The following is a 17,378-nucleotide window of genomic DNA, read 5'->3' as shown; positions in this document are numbered from 1 at the left end:
GTGGGTTATAATAGCTACGTATTTACGATGATTACGCACTTAAGATGATTAAGCGTTAAAAACTGAGTGTTTTAAAGAGTTTGCGCTTTTGCCCTATATTTTGTGGCGTATTTTTAGTAAAATCCTTCTTTACCAATTACCGACAGAGTACTATGACCAAGTTTATATTTGTGACCGGTGGGGTAGTGTCCTCACTAGGAAAAGGTATTACCGCCGCATCCCTTGCTGCCGTGCTAGAAGCACGTGGCGTAAAAGTGACGATGACCAAAATGGATCCGTATATCAACGTCGATCCAGGTACGATGAGCCCGTTCCAGCACGGCGAAGTATTCGTCACTGAAGATGGCGCTGAGACCGATTTAGATTTGGGCTACTATGAGCGTTTTTTGCGCCATTCAAAGATGAGTAAGAGCAACAACTTCACCAGTGGTCGTATCTATCAAAACGTTTTGAATAAAGAGCGCCGCGGTGAATATTTAGGCGGTACGGTACAGGTGATTCCGCATATCACTGATGAAATCAAAAGCAAAATTCTTGCCAGTGGCGAAGGCTATGACATCGCCATTATCGAGATTGGCGGTACAGTTGGTGATATCGAATCACTTCCCTTTATGGAAGCTGTACGCCAAATGCAAGTAGAGCTAGGTCGCAATCGCGCCATGCTGATGCATTTAACATTAGTACCTTATATCGCCAGTGCTGGTGAAACCAAGACTAAGCCGACCCAGCATTCAGTAAAAGAGCTGCGTTCGATCGGTTTGCAGCCTGATGTCTTAATTTGCCGCTCAGATCACCATATCTCACCAGACAATCGCCGCAAGATTGCGCTTTTTACCAACGTAGAAGAGCGTGCGGTTATCATGTGTGAAGATGCGCAAAGTATTTACCAGATTCCGCGCACCCTGCATGAGCAGGATCTTGATGACTTAATCTGTGAGCGTTTTGGTCTTGATTTACCAGAAGCGGATTTAAGCGATTGGGATAAAGTGGTTGAAGCACAGCTGAATCCTGAAGCGACGGTAACGGTAGCGATGGTTGGTAAGTATGTTGAATTACCGGATGCCTATAAGTCTATCAATGAAGCCTTGCTGCACGCTGGTATCACCCATAAAGCCGATGTTAAAATCGACTATATTGATGCTGAATTGTTAGAAACGGATGATGCTTTATTTGCCCGTCTAAACGATGCTGATGCTATTTTAGTACCGGGCGGCTTCGGTGAGCGCGGTACCAATGGCAAAATGAAAGCCATTACTTATGCGCGTGAAAACAACGTACCTTATCTTGGTATCTGCCTTGGTATGCAGCTGGCTGTGATTGAGTATGCTCGTAATGTGCTACATATCGATGCCAACTCTTCTGAGTTCCATCGTACGGCGGCTGAACCTATTATTGGTCTGATTACCGAGTGGTTAGATGAGCGCGGCGAATTGCAGATTCGTAGCGATGATTCAGACCTTGGTGGTACTATGCGTTTAGGTGCACAGCAAGCGGAACTGGTTGCTGGTAGTAAGCTTGCCCAAATCTATGGCTCAACCAATATTACTGAGCGTCATCGCCATCGTTATGAGATGAACAATCGTTATATTGAGCCATTAGAGCAAGCAGGTATGAGCATATCTGGTTATTCGGCTAAGCAGCATTTGGTCGAATCGGTTGAGATTCCTACTCATCCTTGGTTTGTCGCGGTACAGTTCCATCCTGAATTTACCAGCTCGCCACGCGGTGGTCATCCACTGTTTAACAGCTTTGTAAAAGCAGCAAGAACCTATAGCGATAATAAATAATCGTTATCGCATGACAGCTTGATAGTTAAAAAAAAGACTGATTTTCGGATTGGTCTTTTTTTTGGACTTTATTTAGCTATTTTTTAATAGCGGTTTCTAGCAATAGCGCTTTTATGAAGTAATCTACAGTATCAGCGAGATGTAATTACGCTTAGATACTTTTTTTCATGGGGCTATCGGTTACAATACGGGGGAGTAGCATTAATAATAACTGTTCGTAATAACAGTAAATAACAATAATGAGGGTTACCGCTTCATGGAAAATCTATTAACGGCGCAATCGCATATCAAGCTTAAGACGCCAAATGGCAATACAATCAATATCGGTAATGATCAGCCGTTTGTATTATTCGGTGGTATGAATGTTTTAGAGTCAAAAGAATTGGCGTTTGAGATTGCCGAGCAGTATGTCGATATATGTCAGCGTTTGGGTATCGGCTATGTTTTTAAAGCCAGTTTTGATAAAGCCAACCGTTCAAGCTTACATTCTTATAGAGGTCCGGGTTTAGAGCAAGGTATCGATTGGCTTGGGCAAATTAAAGAAAAATTCCAAGTGCCGATTATCACTGACGTCCATGAACCGTATCAAGCAGCGCCCGTCGCTGAAGTTGCTGATATTATCCAGCTGCCAGCGTTTTTATCGCGTCAGACTGACTTGGTGCATGCGATGGCAAAAACAGATGCGATTATTAATATTAAAAAAGCGCAGTTTTTAGCGCCGCATGAGATGCGTCATATCGTTAATAAATGCCTTGAAGGTGGTAACGATAAGCTGATACTTTGTGAGCGCGGTAGTGCCTTTGGTTATAATAATCTGGTCGTCGATATGCTTGGTTTTGATACCATGAAGCAGATGGATATTCCGGTATTTTTTGATGTAACGCACAGTTTGCAGCAGCCGGGTGCGCGTAGTGATAGTGCCGGCGGACGCCGTGAGCAAATCACAACGCTTGCCCGCGCAGGTATGGCAACAGGACTAGCTGGATTATTCTTAGAGGCGCATCCAAATCCAGAAACCGCCAAGTGTGATGGCCCGTGTGCGTTGCGAACCAGTCAGTTAGAGCCATTTTTACGTCAGCTAAAGCAGATCGATGATTTGGTTAAAGGGTTTGAGGTATTGGACACGCATTAATGATGTTAACAATGATATCGATGAGAGGGTAAGACGATGGCGATTAAAATAGCGCAGGTAAGTATCGAAAATATCGATGATACCGAAGGGCTTGAGAGCGTGATGACGGCGCTAAAAAACATTACCGGTGTCACTGAAATTGAGCTGGAGCCTGAAAATGGTGTTGCCTTTATCCGTTATGATGATACGCAAACGACCATCCATGCTTTCGTTGCGGCAATCAGTATGGTCGATTACGTCACTCAGCCGTTTCCTATCGATGCCCCGCAAAATCCACGTTATCATGATTAGCGGTGAGGCACTGATAAAGAAGATGCACTTTCATAAAGCGGTTTCGTAAAGATACGAGCAATCAAACTTGTTGTTCAGCTTAATTGGGCTTATGCTAGTTCAATGCTGCAATGACTGTATTTAGAAAACAGCGATGACAGCAGTTTATTAAAGTCATAAAAATACTCACTCATAAAAACTCAGTTATAAAAATAAGGAGCCTCTCATGGCAAACCAAACCCGTATTATTAAAATTGATGGCATGACTTGTGGCGGCTGTGTGGCAAGCGTCCATAATGCCACCGCCGATATCGATGGTTTAGATGATATCAGTATCGAGCTTGCAGACAACCAAGCGACAGTCACCTTTGATGATAGCAAAACCAGTGCAGAAGTCATTGCTGCTGCTATCGATGAGGCAGGCTTCGATGCAACCGTTGCTAACTCGTAAGCATTGTCATTTAGTTAAGTAAACCAGCTATCATGGCTGGTTTTTTAATGGATATTTAAATGGTTTTTTTAATGAGCAATCACTATTCATACATATTAAGTTGCTTCTATCATTGTGCTGAGCGTTATTAAGCTATAGAGAGTCACATACTTGAATAGCCATTATTCGTATCCATTTAATATTTACTATCCATTAAGATTCATATTCAACTTTAAAATGCTTTATTTGTTTCATTTAGATTTTCCCTCCACTGATATTTTTATGGCCATATCAATTGATAAACGCTATAAAGCGCTATAACGCAACAACGAGTTCTATTTATGAATGATTCTACCCGTACCAGCAATGAGCAGTCCTATGATGTTGAAACTGATATTCAGTCCAATACGACGACATCGCCTACGCGTGCACACTTGCAACTGGCCATTGATGGAATGACGTGTCAGGCCTGTGCCTCAAGAATCGAGAAGGTACTAAACAAAAAACCATCGGTATATGAGGTGAGTGTAAACTTCGCTGGCGAGACTGCCAATGTTGATTATGACCCAACGCAGACCACGCCTGAGCAGGTCACAGAATGGGTAAATAAAACCGGCTTCGTGGCCAATTTGCAAGCAGCCGATAGTTTGTTTGCACAAACAGACGAGGATACCGCGACTGAATACCCGTGGCGCTTGATTGGGTTATGGGTTTGCTTGCTGCCGTTTTTAGTGGGTATGGCGGGCATGCTTGTTGGGCAAGGTATGGCGTGGATGCCACCGGTTTGGATTCAGTTTATCCTAGCGACGATTGTACAGTTTGGATTGGCATTACCCTTTTACAAAAGCGCTTGGGCATCTATTAAAGGTGGTCTTGCCAATATGGACGTACTGGTGGTCATCGGTACGGTCACCATTTGGGCGTATTCAACGTATCTATGGCTGACCCATGGCGATGGTACGTTAAATAGTCTGCTGCAAAGCGGTCATGGTAGTGGACACGGACCAGCAGTGTATTTTGAAGCAGGCGTAATGGTCATTGCCTTTGTGCGTACCGGTAAATATCTTGAAGAGCGCACCAAAAAGCACAGTCTAAACAGTATCGATTTATTATTGTCATTAACCCCTGATGAAGTTGAACAACAGCAGCCGAATGGCGACTTTCATAATGTCGCGCTGCAAGATGTACAAGTAGGCGATATCTTGCGTGCTAAGCAAGGCAGCCGCGTGGCAACCGATGGGACAGTTATCGATGGTAGTGGCTGGTGTGTCGAGAGCCATTTAACCGGTGAGTCCGTACCGCTCAAAAAAGAAGTAGGTGATGGACTGCTAGCAGGCGCTCTCGTTGAAAATGGCAGCTTACTCTATCGCGTTAGTGCTAAAGGTAGTGATACCAAGCTCGGTGATATGGTACAAGCGCTCAGCGATGCACAAGGCTCAAAAGCCAATTTAGCGCGCCTTGCTGATAGAGTAACGGCTATTTTTGTTCCTGTCGTGGTGACGATTGCCTTGATCACCTTTGGACTGACATGGTGGCTAACGGGCATGCTTGACACGGCGTTAATGCATGCCGTGTCGGTATTGGTCATTGCTTGCCCCTGTGCGCTTGGTCTAGCGACGCCAGCTGCTATCATGGCTGGTATGGGTGTCGCCGCGCGTCATGGTGTTTGGTTTAAAGACGCGCAAAGCTTAGAGGCGGCAGGTAATATCGATACCGTTGTTTTGGATAAGACAGGCACATTAACCATCGGTAAGCCGACCATCGTTGATAATGTGATGGTAGATAAATCACTAGCCGTTGATGATGTCCTGCAAATTGCCGCAAGTGTTGAGGCACATGCCAGCCATCCATTAGCGACGGCACTGATTAACGCGGCTACTGAGCGAAACTTGCCGTTGATGAGTGTGACTGATATCAGTGTGATAAAGGGCGCTGGTATACAAGCAAATATCGAAGGCTTAGGCTTAATAAAGGTTGGTAGCGCAGAGTTTGCTAATTTGACGCTACCAAAGCTGATGCCAAAAGTATGGCAAATCGCCAGTACGGTCGCTATTAGTATTAACGATGAGCCGCTAGGTGCTTTTGCCCTTGCTGATGACTTAAAGGATGACACGCCGCAAGCCATAAGAGCGCTACAAGATGCTGGCATCAATGTCATTTTGATGAGTGGTGATAAGCAATCGGTCGTTGACCATGTGGCAGGGCAGTTAGGTATCGAGCAAGCTTACGGTAAAATGAGCCCACGTGATAAAGCAAGCCAAATTGCTTTATTGCAAACGGCGGGTCATAAAGTTGCTATGGCAGGGGACGGCGTCAATGATGCGCCAGCGATGGCTACCGCTGATGCCAGCTTTGCCATGTTTGAAGGTACGGATGTCGCACAGCACAGTGCTTCTGCGCGCTTGATGGGCGAGTCACTGATGCATATCGATGCGGCGCAAAAAATTGCGAATGCCACGGTGCGTAATATCAAGCAGAATCTATTCTTTGCTTTTATTTATAATTGCCTTGGTATTCCGCTTGCCGCTTTCGGCTTTTTAAATCCTATGATTGCCGCGGCTGCAATGGCGCTCAGCTCTATTTCGGTATTAATGAACGCGTTACGTTTGACACGATTTAAAACCGAGGTTGAACTGGATAACACTGTCTCTGGCGCACATAGCAACAGCAAACGTTTAACAAAAGCGTAAGCGTTATATCACTATTAATAGCGGCACTAACAAAACGCTTTGGTAACGACTACTATCGCTGCTCATATAGGTTTTTATGGGCGCAAGTTGGTGTAAGATAAGGGAAGTTTGGCAAAATTTATGCTATGATGCCAAGCATTATAGCCGACGCTTAAAGTGCCAAACCAACTTTTCACTATTCGCAAAATCATGCGCTAAATAAGCGGATTGTATCACTGGTATCAGATGATATAAATTGTATAAATAGGCAAGACTGGTTTGGGCATATTTGCTATACGATATTTTTTATCTTTTTTGTATTCTAGTTGCCGTTATTTATCCCACAAACTTGGCATGACCAAAGGAATTAACAGACATTATGTACGCTGAAGAAACCACCAACGTCACCGCAATTAAAGACATTCGCGCTCGTGAGATTTTAGACTCGCGCGGTAACCCAACGATTGAAGCCGATGTAATCCTAGCTGATGGCACTATTGGCCGTGCTGCTGCCCCAAGTGGCGCCTCTACTGGCTCACGTGAAGCGCTTGAGCTGCGTGATGGCGACAAAGATCGCTACATGGGTAAAGGCGTCAAAAAAGCCGTTGCCAACGTTAATAGCCAGATTCGCAGTGCGCTAATGGACAAAGATGTCACCGAGCAGCAAGGTATTGATGATGCGATGATTGCGCTAGATGGCACAGAAAACAAAGACAGCCTTGGCGCTAATGCTATGCTAGCAGTCTCTCTTGCGACTGCCAAAGCGGCTGCCAAGTCACAAAGTCTGCCACTACATCAATACATTGCAAACTTGCGCAATCAGACGTCATTGACGATGCCTGTACCGATGATGAACATCTTAAACGGTGGCGAGCATGCGGATAACACGGTTGATATCCAAGAGTTTATGATTGAGCCCGTTGGTTTCACTAGCTTCTCAGAAGCGCTGCGTGCGGGTACGGAGATTTTCCACAGCTTAAAATCTGTCCTCAAATCACAAGGCTTGAATACAGCGGTCGGTGATGAAGGCGGTTTTGCCCCCAACCTACGTAGCAACGAAGAAGCTATCACTGTTATCATGCAAGCGATTGAGCAAGTTGGCTATAAAGCTGGCGAAGATATTCATTTGGCTTTAGATTGCGCGGCCAGTGAATTCTATAAAGACGGTCAATATATCTTGGCAGGCGAGGGTAATAAATCCTTTGATAGCCAAGGTTTCTCTGACTATTTAGTAGGCTTGGCGCGTCAATATCCTATTATCTCTATCGAAGATGGTCTTGATGAGTCGGATTGGGATGGCTGGAAGTATTTGACTGAGCAGATTGGTGATAAAGTCCAATTGGTCGGTGATGATTTATTTGTGACCAACCCTGCTATCTTGCAAGAAGGCATTGATAAGCATATTGCCAATGCGATTTTGATTAAGTTTAACCAAATCGGTACTTTATCAGAAACGCTAGATGCGATTTATCTGGCGAAGAAAAACGGCTATGCAACGATTATCTCGCATCGTTCAGGTGAAACTGAAGACAGCACCATTGCAGACTTGGCAGTGGGTACGGCTGCTGGTCAGATTAAAACTGGCTCACTATGCCGCTCAGACCGTGTCGCGAAATACAATCAGTTATTACGTATCGAGCAACAAGTACGTGCAAGCTACCGTGGCCGTGAAGAGTTTATCGGTCTACGTGGCTAATAAGCTATACAGCTAAGCAGTTAGGCTTAAAGCTAAGCGATATATCGTCATTGATGTGATGATATATCGCTTAATAAGCCTACTTAGTTTTTTACTTTACTCTATTATCTCTTTTCTATTGTCTCTTTATCGTTTTGGCGTGATCAATTTATGAAATACTTTAGCCAATTTATGCTACTTGCTTTAGCCGTTGCCGTCCTTTTAGGACTGCAATATCAATATTGGCTAGGCGAAAACGGTCAGTTTGAGCATAATAAATTGCTGACACAGATTGATGAGCAGCAGCGCTTAAATGATAACCAAGTAGCGGCAAATAATTTGCTACGCACTGACGTTCATGACTTAAAGACCGGTCTTGAAGCAGTAGAAGAGCATGCGCGCTTAGATTTGGGCTTAATTAAGCCAAATGAGACCTTTGTACAAGTATCAACAGCGCCGACGACGCACAGCCGTTATTAATCGCTCTTAATTTTACAAAATGAGTGTTTTCTACTATCTACAGTAGTCACATTATTGGTCTTAAAGTATTTATGGTTAAAATCTAAACCTCTTTTTCACTTCTCTCCAGTCCTATCATCATGGAATCCAACCATGAGTATCAATCAAAGCCACCTTATGAATACCACACCACATATACATGCCATGATTGTTGCTGCTGGTCGCGGTAGTCGTTTTGGTGCCTCTATCGCAAAGCAATATACCATGCTACAAGGGCAGACCTTGCTACAGCATAGCGTGGCGCGGCTTGCTAATAGTGCTTATATTGATAAGTGCTTATTGGTTATAGGGGCAGATGACAGCACGGCAAAGACACTCAATTTTGCGCTGCCGATACAGTATGCCAGTGGCGGCGCTGAGCGTTGGCAATCGGTACAAGCAGGGGTAGAAGCCATTCGTCAGACAGGTGCTAAAGATTCAGACTTGGTCGTGATACATGATGCTGCACGTCCTGCGGTGCCGCAACAGGATATCAATAAGGTGATTGAAGCGGCGATGCTAGAGCCTTATGGCGCTATTCTCGCCACGCCAGTAGCGGATACCTTAAAACAGTCCTACACCCAGCCTCATGCTCAATCTAAGACCACAAACGGCGTTATAGATAAGCCTGTCAATAGCAGCAGCACCCACTCTTACGCTAAGCGCACTATCGACCGTAGTCATATGTGGCAAGCACAAACGCCGCAAGTATTTCGCTTAGGTGAGTTGCAGCGAGTATTAACCTATGTTGCTGAGAATCAGCTAGAAATTACCGATGAGGCCAGCGCTTTTGAACATTTAGAGCTGCCGATTCGCTTGGTGTCTGGCAGTCGACAAAATATCAAACTGACTTATCCTGACGACGCTATCTTGCTCGCAGCGATTCTTACCGCCCAATCCGAACTATTATAGAAAGCGATAAAGCACTTATAAGAAGCGATAAAGCACTCTTCCTTTATGATTCTTATTCTCTATGTAAACTGTTTTCTACCTAACCTGTTTTGCTATCAATCTTAACGTTCTCAATAACTAAATTGAGCGCTTATAACTTCATGCGCCTATTTTTTCTCTTTATGTCTCTAAAACTTTTAAATTGCCTATTCTAGGAAGACATATTCATATCATATTTTGCCTATAAATAATTCTAAAGCACAGCTTAGTATTAATAAGTAGAGGCTTAAGATAAACATATATTGCTTTGATGACGAAAATAGCCTATGATGTAACCAACTTAATACAATTAATATAAACATTTATAAATCAATAGTATAACAAGCGTATTTGCTATCCTCAAACGTCTTGTCAGTATTTTTTATCGAAAGTTAGTATGGTTGTCTTAGCTACATTTACCTGAAAATAGGGAGAAGCTGATTGTCAACAGTCAATGATTCGACAAATCCAGTAACGCCAGATCTCTGCCAGCTTGTATATCTGAGCCACATTACGTCGACTGGTCTTGCAAGTGCGAGTACGCTTAACGACATCGCAGAAGTCGCCATTAAGCTGAACAAAGCCGATAATATTACTGGTATTCTTTGCTACGGCAACGGATACTTTTTCCAGTGTGTGGAAGGTTCTGAGCAAGCATTAACCAATCTAAAAAATCGCTTATTGGTAGATGATCGACATCAAGATTTAAAGATATTGGATTTTTCAGCGATTGCTGAGCGCCGTTTTGCTGGCTGGTCACTACGTTCTATTACACTTGAGCGTTGGATGGTGAATGAGCCTAAGCTTAAAGCCTTTATGCCGTTTAAGCCCAATACGTGGGGCGCTAATGAATGGCAGCGGTTTTTAGATATTCTGCAAGGTTATTATGAAGAACAAGAAAAATCCGGCGAGCTTGATACGCAGCCGATAAAATATAATACCTTAGGGGTAACCTTGGGCAAAGTAGTCGGACAGCACCAAGCCTTTTTCCTTATTCAGACTATATTGGGCGGCTTGATTGTATTGGCGCTACTTTGGCTGGTGCTAGCAGATAAGATTTGGTAGGCTTTTCTAAAAAATAAAACTCATATATTAAAAAAGCCAGCATTAATCGCTGGCTTTTTGCTGTCATAAGCTTTTTGCTTTTATAAATTTATCATAAAAAGTCATCATAAACCGCTGCATTGTCACTGATACGAAATTATAACAACGCATGAGAAATGAGCAGGTATAACAACAGGCATAAAAAAAGCCCACTCACAAAAAATGTGAATGGGCTTTTTGATGGTACGCTTATTAGTCTTATCAATGCTTTACAGCAAACTTGCTAACAAGTGACGCCAAATAGTGGCGTCCCCAGGGGGATTCGAACCCCCGTTACCGCCGTGAAAGGGCGGTGTCCTAGGCCTCTAGACGATGGGGACTAGTACAACGCTTCAGCTGCTTTCACCTTTATGCTGAAGTGGTGCGTATTCTAATGGCGTCTGCGTTTTCTGTCAAGCCTTTTTCTGCGTCTTTTTAAAATTAAATATCTTTTTTTGAGCGCGCGGCGTGGATGTAGGTCATTACGCTTTAAATGATGCCGAATCCATAACGACGTACAAGTGCTAATGGTTAAAGCGAGCAGCATATAACCGATGATGGTTGCCCATAACTTAAACTGTGGCTCCATAGCAAAGTCCCTTTTGTTAAGCTCAAATAATCCATAGCAAGTTATTAACTATAGATAGCACTATTATTTGCGTTTAACAATGGAGGGCGTGTGCTTTATGTTATTTGGTGTCGCTATCGGTTGCTTGTACGGTAGTGTCTGCGGCGCTATCTTCTGTCACCTCCGAGTTGCTCTGCTCAAGATGCATCGCATTCGATAGCATAGGATAGCTGTTTAGGATATGACAAAACAGCTCAGCGGTCTTTTGGGTATCATAGAGCGCTGAATGAGCGTCTTTACCATCAAAGTCGATGCCAGCCGCCTTACAGGCACGTGCTAATACCGTCTGTCCAAACGCCAAGGCAGATAGGGTCACGGTATCAAAGACTGAGAAATTGTGAAATGGGTTATGGTTCTTGCTATTGGTACGCAGCACCGCCGCATTCAAAAAACCCAAGTCAAAATGCGCATTATGGCCGATAAGGACGCATTGGCGGCAGTCTTCAGTACGGCGCACTTCCTTTAAACCTTTAAAAATACGGCGTAGCGCTGTTTTTTCATCTTCGGCAATGGCTTTACGTAGTGGGTTTTTAGGGTCAATACCGGTAAAAGCGAGGGCGCTTGGCTCAAGGTTTGCCCCTTCAAAGGGTTCAATATGAGCATTTAAAGCCTCGCCCGGATAAAACACACCCTGCTCATTTAGCAGCACAGGAATACAAGCAATCTCTAATAAGGCGTCGGTTTGCGCATTAAAGCCGGCCGTTTCGACATCGACGACGACAGGCAAGAACTTACGAAAACGCTCTTTTAAGGTCATGGGCGCTTGTTCGTCTGTGTTGCCATTGGGCGTGTTAATTACATTGCTAGTATTAGTGACATTGCTAGTATTGTTTACGTCGGTTTCAGGTAGGGCGGCATCGTTTTGAATGGTCATATCAAGTTAAATCGCTTTTATCAGTCGTACTGTGGCATTGAAGTAAAAAATTAAGTTAAAGAATTAAATTAAAAATCACTAAAAAATAAACATCTTATGATACGAGTATTGCTTTTGCTAATGAAGTTGCCTTTTAGCAGAAGCGCATTGTCTATCATAGGATGTAGCCCTAAATAAAATAAGTACAAATATTATAATGTGCTACTGGTATAAGTTTTCCTTGCTTGCTGTGCGCTTTGCACTCCAGAGGCTGCGCAAAATTTATACCAGTAGCACGATGTTTATTTTATAGGGGATCGAATAGATAATAGAGACGCAGGCAGTTTTACGTTATCACTATTAGGCTTTAATAGACCAAGGTAATATCTCGCCCGCCATTAACGGCGTTAACGACGAGCCATCAAAGTAAGGGTAGTCGGTTGGTACTTGCATCGGCGTATTTATCAAAGTAATGGTGCTTTCGTGGACTGGTACGCCATAGAATTGAGCGCCAAAGCGGCTCGCAAACCCTTCAAGCTTATCAATTTTACCGACACTATCAAAAGCGGTGGCATATAGCGGTAGCGCATTAGCGGCGCTATAACAACCGGCACAGCCGCAAGCAGATTCTTTTGCGTTCGTTGCATGAGGCGCAGAATCTGTGCCTAAAAAGAATTTCGGATTGCCACTGGTGGCCACATCTAACAATACTTTTTGATGGCTTTCACGCTTCAAAATAGGCAAGCAATAAAAATGCGGCTTAATACCACCGACCAGTAAATGATTGCGGTTAAACATCAGATGTTGCGGCGTAATGGTGGCAGCAACTTGGTTACCTTGGGCTAAAACAAAGTCAGCAGCATCGCTGGTGGTGATATGTTCCATCACAATTTTCATGGTCGGAAATTTAACGATGATTTGTGCCAATACTTCGTCTAAAAAGCGTTTTTCGCGGTCGAAAATATCGACATGGTCGTGAGTCACTTCACCATGGAGTAGTAATGGCAGATTATATTTTTCTAACGCTTCAAAGATATCGACGCGGGCATTGATATCAGTAACGCCATCAGCAGAGTTGGTGGTTGCGCCAGCAGGGTAGAGCTTGACCGCTTGGACGATACCTGATTTTGCCGCCATTTCGATATCATGGGCGCTGGTGTTATCCGTGAGATACAAGGTCATCCGTGGGTCAAAAGCTGCTTTGCGCTCAGTACTCAAATTACTTGCTTCTAACTGCTGCATGATACGCGCACGATAAGCGTGGGCATCATCAACATTTTTAACAGGCGGCACCAAGTTTGGCATGCAGATGACGCGGTTAAAGCTTTGGGCGGCATGCGGAACGGTGGTTGCTAACGCTTTATCGTCGCGCAAATGAATATGCCAATCATCTGGCTGCAGGATGTTTAATTCTCTAATCGAATCAGTCATGGTGTCATCGCGCTCTATATCGTCATATACGGGAGTGAAGGGGGGAGTCTTGCTGTGCTGCTATCATAACAGATTTGCCTACCTGACTAAATATGCGGAAAAATATCTGTACATAAATGATAAGCGATTTTTACCGGATTAACTTTTGCCAGAGTTTTAAGAATCTTGTTAGAAACGAGGGTTGTTTACAGCGACTGTTATTTGAAATAACCGGATTTATAGAATTAACCTCAAATATAAGGGAAAACCCAGTGCCTGATGGCAGTGCCACTTTTGCCGTTAGTAAATATGATGTACACTGAGCAGGCAATCTATCTTTTATTGATTTCATCCCATCATTCGCATTTTACGTCCCATTAAATGTATTCGACAATAAATTCTTATATTAGGAGTTCTTCATGGCTCAGCTTGATCCAAAAACTATTAATAAAATCGTCTTGGCATATTCAGGTGGTCTTGACACCTCAATTATCGCCAGATGGCTACAAGAAACCTATGATGCAGAAGTGATTACTTTCACCGCTGACATTGGTCAAGGTGAAGAAGTTGAGCCTGCGCGCGCCAAAGCTGAAGCAATGGGTATCAAGCATATCCATATCGAAGACTTACGTGAAGAATTTGCCCGTGATTACGTATTCCCGATGTTCCGCGCCAATGCCATCTATGAAGGCGAGTATCTGCTAGGGACTTCTATCGCGCGTCCATTAATTGCCAAGCGTTTGGTTGAAATTGCTAAAGAACATAACGCCGATGCTATCAGTCATGGTGCGACCGGTAAAGGTAACGACCAAGTACGTTTTGAGCTTGGCGCCGTTGCTTTGTCTCCTGATGTGGTCACCATTGCGCCATGGCGTGAGTGGGATTTATCGAGCCGTGAAAGCTTGATGAAATATGCTGAAGAACATAATATTTCTATCGATTATGCCGGCAATAAGAAAAAATCTCCGTATTCAATGGACGCCAACTTACTGCATATCTCATATGAAGGTGGTATTTTAGAAGACCCATACGCCGAAGCAGAAGACGATATGTGGCGCTGGTCAGTTAGCCCAGAAGAAGCACCTGACGAAGCACAATATCTAGAATTAGAATACAAACAAGGCGACATCGTTGCTATCGATGGTGAAGCGCTTAAGCCTTATGAAGTGATGATTAAGCTTAATGAGATAGGCGGTAAGCATGGTATCGGTCGTTTAGATATCGTCGAAAACCGTTATGTCGGTATGAAGTCACGCGGCTGCTATGAAACCCCAGCGGGTACTATTATGCTAAAAGCACACCGTGGTATCGAATCATTGACGCTTGACCGTGAAGCGGCGCATCTAAAAGATGAGCTGATGCCACGTTACGCTAAAATTATCTATAACGGTTATTGGTTCAGCCCTGAGCGTATGATGCTACAAGCCTTGATTGACAAATCGCAAGAATATGTCAACGGTACCGTACGCGTTAAATTATATAAAGGTTCTGTAAGCGTTGTTGGTCGTAAGTCAGATGATTCATTGTTCGATGAAAAAATCGCCACTTTTGAAGACGATGCGGGCGCTTATGATCAAAAAGACGCCGAAGGTTTCATCCGTTTAAATGGTCTGCGTTTGGCGATTGAAGCCAGCCGTGGTCGTGATTTATCGAAGTAAGCCAGATTTGCGGTAGTCAATTCGAGACATAGACGATACGTTAATAGTCACGTGCCACTGTTATAAATTTTCCTTGCTTGCTGTTATCACAGAGGCTACGAAAAATTCATTCCAGTCGCACTATATTGATTTTAAAGTCAGTCTACTAGCGGCACAACATAAGCAAGAAGAAATAAAAACGATGCTATTAAGTTAGCGCCTTTTTTTATGGGTTTTTGCAGGTTGGTTCGACTATTTTTTGATGATTAAAAAGTTATGTATTAATTGCTGCCACTTATCATTGTGCTGCTTTTGCGTCTTCAGCACCATATTCATCATCGTCTACCATGACGATAGCCACATCTTGCTGTTGACGCTCCTTAATAAGGTCTTGTTCTATGACCTCTTCTGTCGCCAGTAACATGCCATCAGATTTTTGGCTTTGATATTTAAGAGCGGCAAGCCCGCCAAGCACCCCGATAACAGCTATAATAATCAAGATAACGGGATTTTTCCAGAGAGGTATAGGCGCGTCGTATTCAATGGGCTTTTCACTGGTGGTGGTCGGCGTATTGTCGTTATTGCTACCGATTAGACCCAAACTGACCAAAGGTGGTTTTGGTGCGCTGGCAGGCTCGGAGGTAATACGTAGGCGATTACGCTGCAAGTATATTTCTGAAATTTTAGCCAATTGCAGCAACCAGCGTTGGTGCGGTAAGCTGATAGCGGTCATTTCCGCAAACATGAGCAAGTCATTATGTTTGCCTTGCTGAGCATTTGCAGATGAGCGCCCGATGACTTTTAAATAATTACCCGTCGCCAGTTGCATGTCTTGCACCGGCTCATGACGTTCAGGTTTAAATGTCGTCAATTCATGCCAGTAAGGGTTGAAAGTTGGTGGCGTGCTAGCGAGCTGCTCTATACTTAATAAGGTACGTTCTGTATTAAGGCTGTTTTCTGCTCCTGCTTTTATTTCAGCTGCCGAGTCCAAAACGCCTTCTGTCGGCGCAGTTAAACTTTTATCTTCATTAGCGTCATTCGATTCGATAGAAGTTGGTTCATTGGCGGCAAAACGAGCAGCTGATAAAAACTGCGGTTGTAAGGCGAACCATTTATCCATCTCGTCGTTATCAAGTTGGCTATATTCGGCTAAAATAGCCAGCTCGCGTAAGACAATCACGCATAGAGAAGTGAGTAATATCTGCACTTGCGATGTCGTTGCGTCAATCTGTTTGGCAATGTCTTCACTGGCTTTAATCACGCGGGCGTTATCATAAAATATCGCATCCGCCGCTTCATGGCGATGATATAACGTCGCATTGATGGTGGAAAAATTCATCGAGTTATATTGGCGCAGCTCTTTAACCGCGCCGCGCCCAAACAGTTTTTTGCTCACCGCTTGCCCATCATTATGCTGCTGATAAGCAAGCAAGGCACTGACAATGGCTTGCAAGCTGGCATCCATTGCCAATCGTGCTTGTGGTAATGAAAGCTTGGCAACATCTGCCAATAATGACACCATCGGCTTGGTATCTTGATAGAGAAAATCATACATCGACACACGTGTCGGTGAAATAGTCGTCATAATCTGCTAGCATCAAAAAGTGTGCCCCTATATTACGGTGCCAAAAGCCTTGATACAATCCCTTAATAATAGAAAAATTCACTCAACTTACTCATTATGCGATCAATAATGATATCAATTAGGTGAATGACCGCTGGAATCCCTTTATGACGAATAACGAAAACTTTAATAAAAAATCTAATGTGCATTTAGTGATTAATATTGCTCAGCAAAATTTAACTCTTTACCAAGATGATAAAGAAGTGACTCAATATACGGTATCTACCGCCAAAAATGGCATTGGCAGTCAGCAAGATAGCGGCTGCACGCCCCTTGGCAAACATTTTATCGCCAAGAAGATAGGCACAGATGAACCCATAAATGCGGTATTCATTGGCCGTATTCCTACGGGCGAGATATATAGTGCAGAGCTTGGCAAGCGCCAGCCTGAGCGCGATTGGATATTAAGCCGTATTCTTTGGTTAAGTGGTTTGGAAGAGGGAATTAATAAGGGCAGCAATAGCCAAGGTGGCTGTGATACCTATCAGCGCTATATTTATATTCATGGTACGCCAGACAGCGAGCCGATGGGCGCGCCACTCTCACATGGCTGCATACGTATGCGTAATGAGGATATTATGGAATTATTCGAGCAGGTTAAAGAGGGCACAGCAGTGACGATTATCGCTAATTAACTGCTATTTATTACTCATTCAAGCTTAAGTAAAACAGAATAACTTTATAGAGTGATTGATAAAATAAACTTTATAGAGTCTAGACGTTATTTAGTATATTGATATAATAGCCTCCTT

At 43.6% G+C, this 17,378-nt stretch carries 14 protein-coding genes and 1 tRNA gene; 11 read left to right on the top strand and 4 right to left on the bottom strand.

What is annotated here, in order from left to right:
* Positions 1 to 152 precede the first annotated feature (152 nt).
* The 9 genes from JMX50_RS01205 (at position 153) to JMX50_RS01165 (ending at position 10,456) form a co-directional block, all read left to right on the top strand.
* Positions 153 to 1,787, top strand: a complete 1,635-nt coding sequence (locus JMX50_RS01205; protein WP_201563085.1) for a CTP synthase — start codon at positions 153 to 155, stop codon at positions 1,785 to 1,787.
* 256 nt (positions 1,788 to 2,043) lie between these two features.
* Positions 2,044 to 2,919: a 3-deoxy-8-phosphooctulonate synthase gene (kdsA, locus tag JMX50_RS01200; protein WP_201628122.1), complete on the top strand. Its 876-nt coding sequence runs from the start codon at positions 2,044 to 2,046 to the stop codon at positions 2,917 to 2,919.
* Between the two features lie 36 nt (positions 2,920 to 2,955).
* Positions 2,956 to 3,210, top strand: a complete 255-nt coding sequence (locus JMX50_RS01195; RefSeq protein WP_087814436.1) for a heavy-metal-associated domain-containing protein — start codon at positions 2,956 to 2,958, stop codon at positions 3,208 to 3,210.
* A gap of 205 nt (positions 3,211 to 3,415) precedes the next feature.
* A complete protein-coding gene (locus JMX50_RS01190) occupies positions 3,416 to 3,640 on the top strand; it encodes a heavy-metal-associated domain-containing protein (RefSeq protein WP_087814437.1) in 225 nt (74 codons plus the stop codon).
* 320 nt (positions 3,641 to 3,960) lie between these two features.
* Positions 3,961 to 6,309: a heavy metal translocating P-type ATPase gene (locus JMX50_RS01185; RefSeq protein ID WP_201628121.1), complete on the top strand. Its 2,349-nt coding sequence runs from the start codon at positions 3,961 to 3,963 to the stop codon at positions 6,307 to 6,309.
* Between the two features lie 358 nt (positions 6,310 to 6,667).
* A complete protein-coding gene (gene eno, locus JMX50_RS01180; RefSeq protein ID WP_201628120.1) occupies positions 6,668 to 7,984 on the top strand; it encodes a phosphopyruvate hydratase in 1,317 nt (438 codons plus the stop codon).
* 150 nt (positions 7,985 to 8,134) lie between these two features.
* Complete coding sequence (locus tag JMX50_RS01175; protein ID WP_183620640.1) at positions 8,135 to 8,443, top strand: FtsB family cell division protein; 309 nt, start codon at positions 8,135 to 8,137, stop codon at positions 8,441 to 8,443.
* Positions 8,444 to 8,575: 132 nt separating this feature from the next.
* Positions 8,576 to 9,373: a 2-C-methyl-D-erythritol 4-phosphate cytidylyltransferase gene (gene ispD, locus JMX50_RS01170; RefSeq protein WP_227670847.1), complete on the top strand. Its 798-nt coding sequence runs from the start codon at positions 8,576 to 8,578 to the stop codon at positions 9,371 to 9,373.
* Between the two features lie 459 nt (positions 9,374 to 9,832).
* Positions 9,833 to 10,456: a BLUF domain-containing protein gene (locus JMX50_RS01165; RefSeq protein WP_201628119.1), complete on the top strand. Its 624-nt coding sequence runs from the start codon at positions 9,833 to 9,835 to the stop codon at positions 10,454 to 10,456.
* Positions 10,457 to 10,739: 283 nt separating this feature from the next.
* On the opposite strand, the gene JMX50_RS01160 is transcribed toward JMX50_RS01165, so the two are convergent.
* The 3 genes from JMX50_RS01160 to pyrC form a co-directional block, all read right to left on the bottom strand.
* Positions 10,740 to 10,815: transfer RNA gene (locus tag JMX50_RS01160), tRNA-Glu, on the bottom strand.
* 348 nt (positions 10,816 to 11,163) lie between these two features.
* Positions 11,164 to 11,859, bottom strand: a complete 696-nt coding sequence (rnt, locus tag JMX50_RS01155) for a ribonuclease T (protein ID WP_201628336.1) — start codon at positions 11,857 to 11,859, stop codon at positions 11,164 to 11,166.
* Between the two features lie 456 nt (positions 11,860 to 12,315).
* Positions 12,316 to 13,386, bottom strand: a complete 1,071-nt coding sequence (gene pyrC / locus JMX50_RS01150; RefSeq protein WP_201628118.1) for a dihydroorotase — start codon at positions 13,384 to 13,386, stop codon at positions 12,316 to 12,318.
* 398 nt (positions 13,387 to 13,784) lie between these two features.
* Here pyrC and JMX50_RS01145 point away from each other — a divergent pair, with 398 nt between their 5' ends.
* Complete coding sequence (locus JMX50_RS01145) at positions 13,785 to 15,023, top strand: argininosuccinate synthase (protein WP_201563070.1); 1,239 nt, start codon at positions 13,785 to 13,787, stop codon at positions 15,021 to 15,023.
* A gap of 277 nt (positions 15,024 to 15,300) precedes the next feature.
* Here JMX50_RS01145 and JMX50_RS01140 read toward each other — a convergent pair whose 3' ends face one another.
* Positions 15,301 to 16,587 (bottom strand): hypothetical protein, encoded by a 1,287-nt coding sequence (locus tag JMX50_RS01140; protein WP_201628117.1) that lies wholly within the window; start codon positions 16,585 to 16,587, stop codon positions 15,301 to 15,303.
* Between the two features lie 146 nt (positions 16,588 to 16,733).
* Here JMX50_RS01140 and JMX50_RS01135 point away from each other — a divergent pair, with 146 nt between their 5' ends.
* Positions 16,734 to 17,261: a L,D-transpeptidase gene (locus JMX50_RS01135; protein WP_201628116.1), complete on the top strand. Its 528-nt coding sequence runs from the start codon at positions 16,734 to 16,736 to the stop codon at positions 17,259 to 17,261.
* Positions 17,262 to 17,378 lie beyond the last annotated feature (117 nt).

It is taken from the genome of Psychrobacter maritimus, assembly GCF_904846345.1.
Classification (GTDB): domain Bacteria; phylum Pseudomonadota; class Gammaproteobacteria; order Pseudomonadales; family Moraxellaceae; genus Psychrobacter; species Psychrobacter maritimus.
The sequence above is the reverse complement of the archived record's forward strand: the minus strand, read 5'-3'. Positions and strand labels throughout refer to the sequence as shown.

Excerpts from the sequence above, each read along its gene's own strand:
- JMX50_RS01205 (WP_201563085.1), top strand. The coding sequence starts at position 153 with ATGACCAAGTTTATATTTGTGACCGGTGGGGTAGTGTCCTCACTAGGA.
- kdsA (WP_201628122.1), top strand. The coding sequence starts at position 2,044 with ATGGAAAATCTATTAACGGCGCAATCGCATATCAAGCTTAAGACGCCA.
- JMX50_RS01195 (WP_087814436.1), top strand. The coding sequence starts at position 2,956 with ATGGCGATTAAAATAGCGCAGGTAAGTATCGAAAATATCGATGATACC.
- JMX50_RS01190 (WP_087814437.1), top strand. The coding sequence starts at position 3,416 with ATGGCAAACCAAACCCGTATTATTAAAATTGATGGCATGACTTGTGGC.
- JMX50_RS01185 (WP_201628121.1), top strand. The coding sequence starts at position 3,961 with ATGAATGATTCTACCCGTACCAGCAATGAGCAGTCCTATGATGTTGAA.
- eno (WP_201628120.1), top strand. The coding sequence starts at position 6,668 with ATGTACGCTGAAGAAACCACCAACGTCACCGCAATTAAAGACATTCGC.
- JMX50_RS01175 (WP_183620640.1), top strand. The coding sequence starts at position 8,135 with ATGAAATACTTTAGCCAATTTATGCTACTTGCTTTAGCCGTTGCCGTC.
- ispD (WP_227670847.1), top strand. The coding sequence starts at position 8,576 with ATGAGTATCAATCAAAGCCACCTTATGAATACCACACCACATATACAT.
- rnt (WP_201628336.1), bottom strand. The coding sequence starts at position 11,859 with ATGACCTTAAAAGAGCGTTTTCGTAAGTTCTTGCCTGTCGTCGTCGAT.
- pyrC (WP_201628118.1), bottom strand. The coding sequence starts at position 13,386 with ATGACTGATTCGATTAGAGAATTAAACATCCTGCAGCCAGATGATTGG.
- JMX50_RS01145 (WP_201563070.1), top strand. The coding sequence starts at position 13,785 with ATGGCTCAGCTTGATCCAAAAACTATTAATAAAATCGTCTTGGCATAT.
- JMX50_RS01140 (WP_201628117.1), bottom strand. The coding sequence starts at position 16,587 with ATGACGACTATTTCACCGACACGTGTGTCGATGTATGATTTTCTCTAT.
- JMX50_RS01135 (WP_201628116.1), top strand. The coding sequence starts at position 16,734 with ATGACGAATAACGAAAACTTTAATAAAAAATCTAATGTGCATTTAGTG.